This window comes from Myceligenerans xiligouense, from assembly GCF_003814695.1.
GTDB lineage: Bacteria > Actinomycetota > Actinomycetes > Actinomycetales > Cellulomonadaceae > Myceligenerans > Myceligenerans xiligouense.
The window spans coordinates 1,181,965-1,195,228 of sequence record NZ_RKQZ01000001.1 but is presented as its reverse complement, the minus strand read 5'-3'; the positions used below and the strand labels follow the sequence as shown (position 1 = coordinate 1,195,228).

Genomic DNA, 13,264 nt, shown 5'->3' with positions numbered 1-13,264 from the left:
GAGGGTCTCATGGCTCCGCCGCGCACGCGGCCTGGACGGTCCGGACGACGGCGCGTTCCGCCTCGTCCTCGTCGAGGCGGCCGGCCATGACCTCCGCCGCGGCGGCGTGCATGAGGGCGAAGCAGGCTGCCACCTGCCACCCGAGGGGCGTGTCGGCGCGGAACGCGCCCAGCTCGCGCCCCCGGGTGAGGAGCGCGCCGAGGCGCTCCTCGTGCCGGTCGTGGTGTTCGCGGAGACGCCGTCGGGGCAGCTCGCGTTCGGCCGCGGCGAGGACGGCGCGGTATCTGTGGACCACCCGCCAGCTGGAGATGACCAGCCGCCGCAGCGCCAGGTCGGGGTCGCCGCCGGTGTCGACGGCGTCCAGGGTCGCGTTCGCGGTGACGGTGACGTGCTCGACGACGGCGTCGATGAGGTCCGCCCTCGCCGGGAAGTGGCCGTAGAGCGTCTGCCTGCCCACCCCGGCCGTCCGGGCGATCTCGGCGATGGTGGCGTCAGGGTCGCGAGCCAGGCACGACACGGTCGCGTCGAGGATCGCGTCGATGTTCCGGCGGGCGTCCGCCCGGAGCCGCCTGCCGGCGTCCCGGCCGGCGCGCTGCGCTTCCATGGTGACTCCTGTCTCGTACTCGCGTGTACGAGTTATGCTACCGTCACGCCAACTCAGGCATGCGTGTACGACATAAGGAGTTCAGATGAGCGAGACGACAACGGCTTCACCACGGGCCGTATCGATGACACGGCGGCAGGCGGCCACCGTCGCCGCCCTGGCCGTCGCGCAACTGATGCTGGTGCTCGACGTGACGGTCGTGAACGTGGCCCTCCCGCAGATCGGCACCGAGCTGAACCTCGGGCGAACCGCGCTGACCTGGGTGATGACCATCTACACCACCCTCTTCGGCGGCCTCGTGCTCCTCGGGGGCAAGGCCGCGGACCTGTTCGGCGCGCGGCGGGTGCTCGTCACCGGCCTCGTCCTCTTCACCGTGTCGTCCCTCCTGTGCGCCCTGGCCGACGACGCCGTCACGCTCCTCGCCGGGCGCGCGGCACAGGGCATCGGGGCGGCGCTCCTGTCCCCCGCGGCGCTCACCGTCCTGCTGGCCCACGTCGACGGGCAGGCGCGGAGCAGGGCACTCGCGGTGTGGGGAGCGCTCAGCGCCGTCGGCACGGCCCTCGGCGTCTCCGTCGGCGGCCTGCTCACCGCGTCCCTGGGCTGGGAGTGGGTCTTCGCCATCAACGTCCCGATCGGCGTCGTCCTCCTGGTCGTCCTGCCGATCCTCACCGGGCGGGTCGCCGGCACGTCCGCCCGGCCGGACGTGCCGGGCGCCCTCCTGGTGACCGCCGGGACGGCGTTGATCGTCTACGGCCTGGTGAACGCCGGAAGCGCCGGCTGGACGGCGCCCGCCACGCTGGCCCCGCTGGTCACGGGGGCCCTGCTCTGGGTCGTCCTCCCGGCCGTCGAGAGGCGCGCCGCGGAACCGATGCTGCGGATCTCCCTGCTGACCGAGCGGCCCGTCGCGGCCGGATCGGTGCTGATGGTCGTGGCCACCGGACTCATGGTCGGCAACTTCTTCCTCGGCAGCTTCGCCCTGCAGCGCGCCTACGGCGACGGCGCGCTGGCCGTCGGGCTGGAGTTCCTGCCGGTCGCCGTGGCCGTCGGCGTCGGCGCCCAGCTCGCCGGCCGCGTCCTCCAGGTGGTCGCCGCGCGGTGGGTCGCCACGCTCGGCCTCGCTCTCGCCGCCGTCGGCGAGGCGACCGCCGCTCTCGGGCAGGGACGCGCGGCACTGATCGGGGGGCTCGCGGTGGCGGCCTTCGGCATCGGCGCGGTGTTCGTGACCGCCTTCACCGCCGGCCTCGCGACCGCGGGCGCCACGGACCGGGGGCTGCGGTCAGCCGTCATCAGCACGGCCCACGAGCTCGGCGGCGCCTTCGGGATCGCCCTCCTGTCGAGCATCGCCGGCGCGGCTCTCGCCGCGGACCTCCCGCAGCCGGAGGACTTCTCGTCGACCTTCTGGGCGGCGGCCGTCGTCGCAGCCCTCACCGCCGCCCTGGCCCCCGTGTTCGTGCCCGCGGTCCGCAAGGAGGCCACCCCCGTCCACCACTGAGCCCGGCGCGGGCGCGGCGGCGCCGACGCGTGCCGGTGTCCTACACTTTGCCCGGTTGCTCCACATCGTGGCGCCGCCGCACCCCCTCGTGTCTTGTCTGAGAGGACTCCCATGCGCGTCTCTTCGGCCGCGTCCCGCGTCGCCACCACCCTGGCCGTCGCCCCGGCCCTGCTGCTCGCGGCGCCGGCCGCCGCGAGCGGCTCGGACGGCCAGGTTCCGTACGAGGTCACCGCCGAGGGGCTCACTCTGCCCGACGGCGCCACCTTTCCCGACGGCGGCCACGTCAACATCAAGTACACCGTCGACGGCGCCGAGAGCTCCGCGGGGATCCACTTCGAGACGCTCAACGACCAGCCGTCCGGCCAGTACGTCGGCGCATCGTTCCTGCCCTGGGCCGAACTGATCGACGCCACCTCCTACTGCGTCACCTGGGTACAGGTGTCGGAGTACGACCAGCACTTCGGCGAGGGCGGGCAGCAGCCCGTCTGCACCGGCGACGAGCCCGGACCGACGCCCACCACGGAGCCGACGCCGGCCGACCCCACGCCGTCCGCCGAACCGACGCCGTCGGCCACCCCGGGCGGTGCCACCGGCGCTCCGTCCGAGTCGCCCGGAACCCCGACCGAGGGCGACGCCGAGCTTGCCGCCACAGGCTCGATGGCAGGCCCGGTCACGGCCTTCGCCGCGCTGCTCATCGCGGCGGGCGTGACCCTGGTCGTCCTGGGACGGAAGACCAAGCGCCGCTGAGTCGCTCCGCCCCTGCGGGCGGCACGTCGGTCACACCGCTCCGACCAGGTCTGGCAGGGCGTCGTCCCGGACGTGGACGGGGATCACGGCGCGGTCGGCCGTGGCGGTCACCCACCGCCCGCCCGCGGTCTTCTCACCGGTGTGGAGGTTGGTCCACGACGCGCCGGCCGGGAGGTACACCTCGCGGCCGGTCGCGTGCGGCCGGACCACGGGCGCGACGAGAAGGGCCGGGCCGTACATGTACTGGTCGTCCAGGTCCCAGCAGGTCACGTCCTCGGGGAACTCGTGGAACATCCCCCGCATGACGGGCTGGCCCGCGTGGTGCGCGTCGGCCATGAGCTGCCTCGTGTACGGCCGCAGGGTCTCGCGCAGCCGGACGTACCGGGCGAGGATCTCGTACACGTCCTCCCCGAAGCTCCACAGCTCGTTGGGCGCGCCGCTGCGCAGCCGGGGCGTCCCGTCGGCGGCGACGACGTCCTCGTACGGGAGCCGGTCCCCGTGCATGCGCATCACCGGACAGAAGGCGCCGAACTGGAACCACCGGATCAGCAGGTCGTGGAAGTCCGGGTCGGTGATGTCGCCCTGGTGGAAGCCCCCGATGTCGGTGGTGAACCACGGGATGCCGGCCACCCCCATGTGGATGCCCGCCGTGATCTGGCGGCGCAGGTCCTCGTAGGTGGAGTGGATGTCTCCGGACCAGACCAGCGCCCCGTAGCGCTGGCTTCCCGCCCACGCGCAGCGCAGCAGGTTGACGACCTCGTCCTGGCCGGCTGCCCGCTGCCCCTCGTAGAAGGCACGCGCGAACGCCTGCGGGTAGATGTTGCCGACCTGGAGGTTGGAGCCCAGGTGGTAGCGGTAGTTGTCGAAGTCGTAGACGCCGTACTCGGGCTCGGCCTCGTCCAGCCAGAACAGCTTGATGCCCAGGTCGTGGTAGTTGCGCCGGCAGATGTCCCAGACCACCTGGCGCGTGCGGGGGTTCGTGGTGTCCAGGAAGACGCTCGGCCCCTGGAACCCCATCTGCGGATCGAGGCCGCGCTCGGTCCGGACCAGCAGGTTCTCCTTCTTCAGGAGAGGGAAGTTCTCCGACTCGACCGAGATCTGCGGCCAGACCGACACCATGAGCTCGACGCCCAGCTCGGCGAGTTCGGCGACCATGGCACGCGGGTCCGGCCAGAACTCCTCCTCGAAGCGGAAGTCGCCCATCCTCGGCCAGTGGAAGAAGTCGGCGACGATGACGTCCAGGGGAAGCCCGCGGCGCTTGTGCTCCCGCGCCACCTCGAGCAGTTGTTCCTGGTTCCAGTAGCGCAGCTTGCACTGCCAGTACCCCAGCCCGTACTCGGGCATCATCGGGGCGTGCCCGGTGGCATCGGCATAGGCGGCGCTGATCGCCGCGGGCGTCGGGCCGGCGGTGATCCAGTAGTCGAGCTGCTTGGTCGACTCGGCCACCCACTCGGTGCGGTTGGCGGCGAAGGTGGCGCGCCCGATCGCGGGGTTGTGCCACAAGAACCCGTAACCCGCGCTGGACAGCACGAACGGCACGCTGGCCTGGGAGTTGCGGTGGGCGAGCTCGAACGTGGAGCCCTTGATGTCCAGGATCTGCTGCTGATACTGCCCCATCCCGTACAGCTTCTCGCCGTCCACCGGCTCGAACGCGGCGGTCAGGCCGTGGTCGCCCCCGACGACCGGGCGGAAGGCGCGGGCGTCGAGCTTGAGCGACCCCCCGGCGTCCAGCTCGCGCAGCAGGACCTTGCCGGTGGCGTCGCGGAACTCCAGCGAGCACCGGTACTCGTGGTACCCGACCTGCTCGTCGAAGCCGTCCCGGGCACGGAGCACGACCGTGAGGCCGCCGTTGACGAGCCGGGCCTCGTCGCCGTCGACGGCGATCGTCACCGCGGCGGGCGACGGCGGCAGCAGGGCGAAGTCGGTGTCGAGGACCTCGGCGCCGGGCGCGCATCGCACGCGCACGGAGTCCGGCCCCCAGGCCTGGACCACCAGGGTCTGGCCGCCACCGCGCCAGGTGATGCCGTCGGGTCCGGTCTCGAAGGTGTGCATCAGGTGTTCAGCTCTCTGTTCGGGGCCGCCGACGTCGCTGCGGGCCCCCGTCACGATCGGACGACGGTCGTCTCCGTCAGGTGTCAGGCGTCAGGTAGCCGGGTCGTGGCCACCGTGCCAGCGAACCGGTTCGCTGGCATCCTTGCTCGCCGCTCGCCATCCGTCAAACGGGCCGTCCAGCGCCGCGGGTGCGGGGCCACGACCGCGTCGCCCCGGTCGCCGCCCGGCACCACCGTCTCGCCCGGCGGCGAGGTCCGGGGTCAGTGCCGCTCGGGTGCGGGTCAGCGCCGCGAGATCCGGGTCAGCGCCGCGTGGCGACGCTCTCGCGGCGCACGAGGCGGGGCGTCACCAGCCGCGCGACCGGCCGCTCGTCCGGGGCGCCGATCCTGCGCAGGAGCAGTTCGACGGCATCGTGCACGACGGCGTCCGGCTCGGACTCGACGGAGGTGAAGGGCAGCGCGTACAGCCGGGCGAGCTCGGCCGAGTGCAGTGACACGACGCTCCGGTCCTGGGGAACCCGGAGGCCGGCGTCGTGCAGCGCGAAGGGCAGCATGGCCGCCGCCGCGTCGTTGTGCACCAGGAGCGCGTCCGGGGCGCCGGCACGCCGCAGCCGCTCGGCCAGCAGGGCGCGAACCCGCTCGGGGCCCACCGGGCAGGCGACCTCGTCGAGGCTCATCCCCCGCGCGGCCGCCCGATCGCGGGCCGCTTCGGCGAATCGGAGGGCATGGGTGCCGCCCGCGGCATACAGCTCGTCGGGCCAGCGCACGAACGTCGCACGACGATGCCCGGCGCGGGCCAGGTGGTCCACGAGCAGGCCGGCCCCGGCCGCGAAGTCGAGGTCCACCGCGTCGATCCCGCGAGCGTCGTGCGGCATGCCGATCATCACGGCCGGGAACCCCGTCCCGACGATCGGCTCGAGGCGGGGGTCGTTCTCGACCACGTCGAGCAGGACGAGCCCGTCCACCCGCCGGGCGGCGACGGCCCGCCGGACCGCGCCCGGACCGTCGGCGTCGGTCAGGAGCGTGACGGAGTAACCGTGCCCCGTCGCGGCGTCCGAGAGTGCGACGAGATAGGTGGCCAGGGCGGGAGTGAACTCCGCCCGGTGGAAGTGGACCACCACCCCGATGGTCATGGTGCGCGAGGTCGCCAGGGCCCGAGCTCCCGCGTTGACCGAGTAGTCCAGCTTGGCGATCGCGTCCTCGACCCGCTTGCGGGTCTCCGGCATGACCAGCTTGCGCCCGTTCAGGACCGCGGAGACGGTGCTCCGCGCCACGCCCGCCTCACGCGCGACGTCGGCGATCGTCGCCATGGCTCCTCCTCGGTCGCGACCACGCCCTCACCCCGGTCGGCGTGCGGACGGAGAGTGGTGTGTGCTCTCCGCCGCATCGGCGAACCGGTTCGCCGATGATGCCAGGAAAGACACGCCGCAGGCCATCAGGACGGGTTCACCGGACGGCTTGCCCGGGGGCCGGCAGGTCCGGCGGCTCGTGCGCGACGCCCACGAGCGCGTCGGTGGTGAGCCAGGCCGCGATGCGGGCGATGGTGCGCGCCGCGCCGGGCTCGTCGGGGCGGTTGAGATGGCCGTGCATCGTGCCGTCCTCCCGCACCAGCGCGACGTCGACGCCGGCCGCCGCCAGTTCGGACGCGTACGCCTCTCCCCCCGCACGCAGCGCGTCGTGGTCGGAGTTGACGACGAGCGTGGGCGGCAGTCCGCGCAGGTCGTGGCCGCCGGGGAACGCGTACGGCGAGTCCGCCGGGCCGTCGTGCCCCAGGTAGTTGGCGTTCATCGCCCGCACCGCGGCGGCCGGGAAGTCGCGCTCCTGGGGCAACGCGGCGACCTTGGCCGCCAGTTCGGGCCGGCAGGCGGGCAGCTCCTGGTGGGTGACCGGATACGCCAGGACCACGCTGCGCGGCAGCGGTACGACGGCGCCCCCGGCCGCGCCGAGCGGAACCGCGCCGTCGCGCAGTCGCAGCGACGCGCCGGCAGCGAGGTCGCCCCCGGCGCTGGCGCCCCCGAGCGACCACCGCCGGGCCGTCAGCGCCGGGGCCGGGCCGTCCGCGCCGGCCGCCCACACGAACGCGAAGGCGACCTCCTCGGAGGGAACGGGGAACCGCACACCCGCGCCGTCGGGGCGAGCCCCGGCGACGCGGTAGTCCAGGGCGGGCGCCAGCCGGTAGTCGACGCTCACGACGACGACCCCGGCGGCGGCCAGGCTGCGCGCGACCCAGTCCGCCTCGGGCATGTCGAGATCCCCGTGCACGAACGCCCCGCCGTGTGCCCACACGAGCCCGGCCACGGGCGCCGTCCGCGGCTCGTACACGCGGACCCGCATGTCGCCGTGCGGCCCGGCCAGCACGTGGTCGGCGGTCCGGAGCCCGTTCCCGGCGGTCACGACCGGGCCTCCCGGGCGACGATCTCGAGCCCGCGCGCCGGCAGGTCGCCGTCGGCCCGCTCGATGGCGCGGAGGGACCGGGCCACGTACGCGGCGATGCGCCGGGCGCCGCGCTCGTGGAAGTGCGTGTCGTCGATCTTGCCCTCCGGCCAGGCCGGGTGCTCCCCCGGTGCGAGGTGGCAGAAGAGCGCCGCGGAGTCCGCCGGGCCGATGTCCTCGTAGAGCCAGGTGGTGAACGCCGTCAGGTCGATGAGCGGGGCGTCGAGCTCGTGGGCCAGATCCCGCACGGCGTTGGGGTAGTCACCGTGCGTGGGGGTGATCCGCGCCCCTTCGAACCAGCGGCGTTCGGGCGACGTGCACAGGACGGACCGCGCGCCCCGCGCCCGTACGTCGTCGGCCATGGCCCGCAGCCGCGCGACGTAGCCGCCGCGCGCGGCCAGCAGCTCGGGCTGCTTCTGGTCGTTGTGCCCGAACTGGATGAGCACCGTGTCGGACTTCCGGACCCCGGCGACGAACCCTTCCCACCGCTCGGCGAGGAACGACTCCGTCGTCGCGCCCCCGAAGGCGTGGTTGCGCACCGGGGCATCGACGTGGTCGGCGAGGAACCCTCCCCAGCCGGAGAGCGGAAGCTCGTCCGGCTTCGGGTCGGCGACCGTCGAGTCGCCTGCGAGGTGATAGGCCATCTGGCGCTCCTGTCGTGGGTTCGGCGCGGCCGCCCCGCACCGCTGGTCCGAAGCGATGGAACCACCTCCGGTAAGCGCTGTCCAGCCGCCTTGCGGGGTCCGTCGCCGCACTTGCCGGGCGGTGCGTGCCGGGCGGTGCGTGCCGGGCGGTGCGTGCCGGGCGGTGCGTGCCGGGCGGTGCGTGCCGGGCGGTGCGTGCCGGGCGGTGCGTGCCGGGCGGTGCGTGCCGGGCGGTGCGTGCCGGGCGGTGCGTGCCGGGCGGTGCGTGCCGGCGCCTGGGCGCCGGCCAGTTGCCTCAGATGGTCATCAACCAACGGGTCCCCATCGCGCCCGGCCAGGATGGTGGCGACGCGGGGAGCCGTGCTGGAAGTCGTGCTGGAAGTCATGCTGGAAGCCCGTCGCGTGTCATACCGGACCGCAACCTGGTCCCGGACCCCTTCGGCGAACCGCAGCATCACGTCGACCGGTAGGTCCAACCGCAGCCGCGTGACGGTTCCCTGCGCCCGAACCGCACTCCGAGCCCCCCGGCGTCGGCCGAACCGCAACGTGACGACGTTTCCCGCCGTCGAACCGCAGGGACACGCCGACAATTTCATGAACCATCGGCGTGTCCCTGCGGTTCGACAGCGGTTGGCGGACGGAGACTGCGGTTCGACAGCAGTTGGCGGACGGAGACTGCGGTTCGACGACGGTTGGCGGACGGAGACTGCGGTTCGACGACGGGCGACGGACAGAAGCTGCGGTTCGACGGCGATCGGCGGGCGGAGGCTGGGGCTCGCGCTCGCCCTCGCCCCCGCCCCCGCTCGCGCCGCAGCGACCGCACGGCACGTACGCTCACCCGGTGACGAGCGTGCCGGAGCAGGACAGGCTCGGTGCCGAGTGGGACACCCACCGGCCCGCGGTCTTCGGGGTGGCGTACCGGCTGCTGGGGAGCGTGGCCGACGCCGATGACGTGACCCAGGACGTGTGGCTGCGCGCGAACGCGGCGGACCTGGACACGGTCGACGATCTTCACGCCTGGCTGGTCACCGTGGCCGCGCGGCGGTCGTACGACATCCTGAAGAGCGCGCACCGCCGCAGGGAGTCCTACGTCGGGCCGTGGCTCCCCGAGCCCTTGCTGACCGGGCCGGACGCGTCGGAGCCGGTGCTCGTCGACGAGTCGGTCACCGCGGCGATGCTGCTGATCATGGAGAAGCTGAGCCCGCCGGAACGAGTCGCCTTCGTGCTGCACGACGTCTTCGGCATCGAGTTCTCCAGGATCGCGGAGCTGCTGCACGTCTCGGTGCCGGGGGCGCGACAGCTGGCCTCGCGGGCACGCCGGCGTGTCACCTCGGAGCGAGAGCCCGCGTCCCCGGCACCGAGAGCGGAGCGCGAGCGCGTGCTGCACGCCTTCCGTAGCGCCTACGAGGCGGGAGACCTGGCCGGCCTGGTCCGCCTGCTGGACCCGGACGTCGTCTACGTCACCGACGGCGGCGGCAAGGCCGCGGCGGCGCGCAAGCTCATTCACGGCGGAGAGCGCGTGGCCGAGGTCATGGTGCGGGTCGGGCGCCGGTGGCGGCCGGACCGGATCGAGCTGGTCGAAGTGGGCGGCGAGCTCGCGCTGCTGTTCCACCGCGAAGGCCGGGTCTACTCCGTCGACACCGTGCAGATCACCGCCGGCCGCATCACCGCGTATCGCCGGGTGATGAACCCCGACAAACTCGCACGCCTCTGAGCTGTCACGTTCCGGCGGACGACGTCGTCTCCCTGATGACACTCCCCCGCGGGCGCACCGTGCGCGGCGCACCCGCGGGCCGCACGACGACCCGAGGAGAACCATGACGACCACGCAGCGCGTGAACATCGGCGAGCAGCAGCCCACCGCCTACAAGGCGCTCTTCGCCCTGTCGACGGAGGCGGAGAGCAACGCCGCGGCGGCCGGCCTCGACCCGCTCCTGGTCGAGCTGCTGAGGATCCGCACCTCGCAGATCAACGGGTGCGCGTTCTGCCTGCGCATGCACACCCGCGCCGCCCTCGCGAAGGGCGAGAACCCCGACCGGATCGCCGTGCTGCCCGCGTGGGCCGAGACCGGCTGCTTCTCCGCGACCGACCGCGCAGCCCTCCGCCTGGCCGAGTCGGTCACCCGCGTCTCCGACGGGCACGTGAGCGACGACGACTACGCCGCCGCCGCGACGGCCCTCACCGCCGACCAGATCGCCGCGGTCGCCTGGATCGTCACGGTGATGAACGCCTTCAACCGTGTCGCGATCACCAGCCGGTACGCCGTCGCCTGAATTCCGGGCGGCGCGAGCCCCGGTTATTCGGGTGCCCGTCCGGCGCGGCCTGTGCCAGGGTCGACGTCGTGTCGATCACTCGAGTCCACCCGGACGGCCTGCACCCCACCCCCACCTACCACCACGTCACGATCGTCGAGGCGGGACGAACCGCGCACCTGGCGGGCCAGTGCCCCCTGGACGCCGCGGGCGACCTGGTGGGCGACGGTGACCTGACCGCGCAGACCGACCAGGTGGTGGCGAACGCACTCGTCGCGCTACGCGCCGCCGGGGCCGCGCCGGGCGACGTCGTGCGCTCCGTCGTCTACGTGGCCGGCGGCGACCGCACCGATCTGGTGACGGTGTGGGACCGGCTGGTCGCCTCGGAGCTGAGCGAGGCGTTCACCACCGCGAGCACACTGCTGGGCGTCACGTGCCTCGGCTACCCGGGACAGCTGGTCGAGGTGGACCTCGACGCCGCCCTGCCGTAGCCGCCCTGCCAGAGCCTGGACGGCTGCCCTCGTCGGCCGTCCAGGTCGGCCGGCCTCGTCGGCGCGGTCGACCTCGGGTACGCCGAGCACCGCCCTCGTCCCGCGTGCCGTCCGCCGCCCCGCACCAGCGGGTCCCCAACATACCGTACAGTCGGTATGCTGCATGCGTTCACCCGTGCACCCACGACAAGGAGGTCGTCCATGGAGATCACCGGTGCCGTCCTGGAGCGATGCGGCGCGCCGCCCCCGTACGCGGAGTCGCGTCCGCTGACCGTCGGCCCGCTCCGGCTCGACCCGCCCGGCCCGGGCGAGCTCCTGGTCCGCATCGAGGCCGCCGGCCTGTGCCACTCGGATCTCAGCGTGGTGGACGGCAACCGCGTGCGGCCCACCCCCATGCTGCTCGGCCACGAGGCCGCCGGGATCGTGGAGCGGACCGGGCCGGACACGGACCTCTGCCCCGGTCAGCGCGTCGTGATGACGTTCCTGCCGCGCTGCGGCACCTGCGCCGGGTGCGCCACCGACGGCCGTCTGCCCTGCGCGGCGGGCAGCGCCGCCAACGCGGCGGGCACGCTGCTCGACGGCGGGCGCCGGCTGCACCGCGACGGCGTCCCGGTCCACCATCACCTCGGCGTCAGCGCGTTCGCCACCCACGCCGTCGTCCACCGCGCCTCCGTGGTGCCGGTGGACGACGACGTCCCCGCCGACGTCGCCGCCCTGCTCGGCTGCGCCGTCCTCACCGGGGGCGGCGCCGTCGTCAACGCGGGCCGCCCCGCCACGGGCGACCGCGTGGTCGTCGTCGGCCTCGGTGGGGTCGGCATGGCCGCGCTGCTCGTCGCCGTCGCACTGGGCCACGACGTGGTGGGCGTGGACACCGTTCCCGCCAAGCTCGACCTGGCCCGCGCGCTCGGCGCCGCCGCCGCCCACACGCCCGGTGACGCCGTCGACCAGGGCGTCACCGCTCCCGTGGTCGTCGAGGCGGCCGGGTCGGCCCGCGCGTTCGAGACGGCGTTCGCGCTCACCGCACCCGGCGGCACCACCGTGACCGTCGGCCTGCCCGGCCCCGAGGCCCGCGCCGCCGTCTCGCCGCTCACGCTGACCGCGCAGGCCCGCACCGTCGTCGGCTCCTACCTGGGATCCGCCGTACCCGAGCGGGACATCCCCCGCTACGTGGACCTGTGGCGGTCCGGGCGCCTGCCGCTCGAACGGCTCGTCTCCGCCCGGATCGGCCTGGACGGCCTGCCCACCGCACTCGACCGCCTCGCCGCCGGCGAGGAACTTCGCCAGATCGTCATCCTCGACGAAGGGATCACCGCATGACCACCACCACACCCCGCGTCGCCGTCGTCACCGGCGGCGCGCGCGGCATCGGAGCCGCCACCGCCCGCCGGCTCGCCGCCGACGGCCACGCCGTCGCCGTCCTGGACCTCCTGGAGGACCAGGCCGCCGAGACCGCCGCGGCGATCGTGGCCGACGGCGGCCGCGCGCTCGCCGTGGGGGCCGACGTCGCCGACGCCGATTCGGTCGCGGCAGCGGTCGCACGCGTCGCGGACGAGCTCGGCGCGCCGACCATCCTGGTCAACAACGCCGGGATCCTGCGCGACAACCTGCTGTTCAAGATGTCCCCGGACGACTGGGACGCCGTGCTGGGGGTGCACCTGCGCGGCGCGTTCCTCATGACCCGCGCCGTCCAGGCGCACATGGTCGAGGCCGGCTGGGGCCGGGTGGTGAACCTGTCCTCGACGTCGGCGCTCGGCAACCGCGGCCAGGCCAACTACGCCGCGGCCAAGGCGGGGATGCAGGGCTTCACCAAGACCCTCGCGATCGAGCTCGGCCGGTTCGGGGTCACGGCCAACGCCGTCGCCCCGGGGTTCATCGAGACCGAGATGACCCGGGCCACCGCCGAACGGGTGGGCGTGCCCTTCGAGGACTTCGTGGCGCACGCCGCCAAGGAGGTGCCGGTGGGCCGCACGGGCAAGCCGGAGGACATCGCGGCCGCGGTGTCGTACTTCTGCTCGCCGGACGCCGGTTTCGTGTCCGGCCAGGTGCTCTACGTGGCGGGAGGTCCGCGCGGATGACGATCGAGGTCAGCAGCCCTGCCGCCCTGCCCGACGCCGTGGGCGCCACCGCCGCGGGCGAGTGGTTCACCGTGGACCAGGCCCGCATCGACGCGTTCGCCGACGCCACCGAGGACCACCAGTGGATCCACGTGGACCCGGAACGGGCCGCCGCCGGCCCGTTCGGCGCGACGGTCGCCCACGGCTTCCTCACCCTCTCCCTCCTGCCGCACCTGGCGTCGAGCCTGGTCCGGGTGGAGGGCGTGAGCATGGCCGTGAACCGCGGGATGGACCGCGTGCGCTTCCTCACCCCGGTCCAGGCGGGCTCGCGGGTGCGGGCGGTCACCGAGATCACCGGCGCCGAACCGACCGACCGCGGGGTACGGGTCTCCTCCACGGTCACCATCGAGATCGAGGGTGCGGAAAAGCCCGCCCTGATCGCCGAGGCGCTGTCGCTGTACGTTCCCGCCTGAGCCGCACCGCGAGGCGGCCGACG

The 13,264-nt window shown here is 73.9% G+C and carries 13 protein-coding genes; 8 read left to right on the top strand and 5 right to left on the bottom strand.

Annotated elements, in window-relative coordinates:
• Positions 1-7: 7 nt before the first annotated feature.
• The gene (locus EDD34_RS05040) at positions 8-604 is read right to left on the bottom strand and encodes a TetR/AcrR family transcriptional regulator (protein WP_123813593.1); all 597 of its coding nucleotides are present in this window, start codon (positions 602-604) and stop codon (positions 8-10) included.
• Between the two features lie 85 nt (positions 605-689).
• On the opposite strand from EDD34_RS05040, the gene EDD34_RS05035 reads away from it, so the two are divergent.
• Together EDD34_RS05035 and EDD34_RS05030 are read left to right on the top strand one after the other, a co-directional pair.
• A complete protein-coding gene (locus tag EDD34_RS05035) occupies positions 690-2,096 on the top strand; it encodes an MFS transporter (protein ID WP_211341496.1) in 1,407 nt (468 codons plus the stop codon).
• Between the two features lie 111 nt (positions 2,097-2,207).
• The gene (locus tag EDD34_RS05030; protein WP_123813592.1) at positions 2,208-2,843 is read left to right on the top strand and encodes a hypothetical protein; all 636 of its coding nucleotides are present in this window, start codon (positions 2,208-2,210) and stop codon (positions 2,841-2,843) included.
• 30 nt (positions 2,844-2,873) lie between these two features.
• Here the strand turns inward: EDD34_RS05030 and EDD34_RS05025 are convergent, their stop codons facing one another.
• The 4 genes from EDD34_RS05025 to EDD34_RS05010 all read right to left on the bottom strand — a co-directional run bounded on the left by EDD34_RS05025 (position 2,874) and on the right by EDD34_RS05010 (position 7,971).
• A complete protein-coding gene (locus EDD34_RS05025; RefSeq protein WP_123813591.1) occupies positions 2,874-4,895 on the bottom strand; it encodes a glycoside hydrolase family 31 protein in 2,022 nt (673 codons plus the stop codon).
• A 301-nt stretch (positions 4,896-5,196) separates the two neighbouring features.
• Positions 5,197-6,204 carry a LacI family DNA-binding transcriptional regulator gene (locus EDD34_RS05020; protein ID WP_123813590.1) on the bottom strand — a complete coding sequence of 336 codons (1,008 nt, stop codon included), beginning with the start codon at positions 6,202-6,204 and terminating at the stop codon, positions 5,197-5,199.
• Between the two features lie 136 nt (positions 6,205-6,340).
• Positions 6,341-7,288, bottom strand: a complete 948-nt coding sequence (locus tag EDD34_RS05015; protein ID WP_246012191.1) for an alpha/beta hydrolase fold domain-containing protein — start codon at positions 7,286-7,288, stop codon at positions 6,341-6,343.
• Positions 7,285-7,971: a rhamnogalacturonan acetylesterase gene (locus EDD34_RS05010; protein ID WP_123813589.1), complete on the bottom strand. Its 687-nt coding sequence runs from the start codon at positions 7,969-7,971 to the stop codon at positions 7,285-7,287. The genes EDD34_RS05015 and EDD34_RS05010 overlap by 4 nt, the downstream gene beginning before the upstream one ends.
• Positions 7,972-8,812: 841 nt before the next feature.
• Between EDD34_RS05010 and sigJ the strand changes: the two genes are divergently transcribed.
• The 6 genes from sigJ to EDD34_RS04980 all read left to right on the top strand — a co-directional run bounded on the left by sigJ (position 8,813) and on the right by EDD34_RS04980 (position 13,241).
• Positions 8,813-9,685: an RNA polymerase sigma factor SigJ gene (gene sigJ, locus EDD34_RS05005; RefSeq protein WP_123813588.1), complete on the top strand. Its 873-nt coding sequence runs from the start codon at positions 8,813-8,815 to the stop codon at positions 9,683-9,685.
• 103 nt (positions 9,686-9,788) lie between these two features.
• The gene (locus EDD34_RS05000) at positions 9,789-10,244 is read left to right on the top strand and encodes a carboxymuconolactone decarboxylase family protein (protein ID WP_123813587.1); all 456 of its coding nucleotides are present in this window, start codon (positions 9,789-9,791) and stop codon (positions 10,242-10,244) included.
• A 68-nt stretch (positions 10,245-10,312) separates the two neighbouring features.
• Positions 10,313-10,714 (top strand): RidA family protein, encoded by a 402-nt coding sequence (locus tag EDD34_RS04995; protein ID WP_211341495.1) that lies wholly within the window; start codon positions 10,313-10,315, stop codon positions 10,712-10,714.
• A gap of 201 nt (positions 10,715-10,915) precedes the next feature.
• On the top strand, positions 10,916-12,031 hold the full coding sequence (locus EDD34_RS04990) for an alcohol dehydrogenase catalytic domain-containing protein (RefSeq protein ID WP_123813586.1): 1,116 nt from the start codon (positions 10,916-10,918) through the stop codon (positions 12,029-12,031).
• Positions 12,028-12,789 (top strand): 3-oxoacyl-ACP reductase FabG, encoded by a 762-nt coding sequence (gene fabG / locus EDD34_RS04985; protein WP_123813585.1) that lies wholly within the window; start codon positions 12,028-12,030, stop codon positions 12,787-12,789. Before EDD34_RS04990 ends, fabG begins: the two co-directional genes overlap by 4 nt.
• Positions 12,786-13,241, top strand: coding sequence for a MaoC family dehydratase (locus EDD34_RS04980; RefSeq protein WP_123813584.1), 456 nt, complete (start codon positions 12,786-12,788; stop codon positions 13,239-13,241). Before fabG ends, EDD34_RS04980 begins: the two co-directional genes overlap by 4 nt.
• The last annotated feature ends 23 nt before the right edge of the window (positions 13,242-13,264 follow it).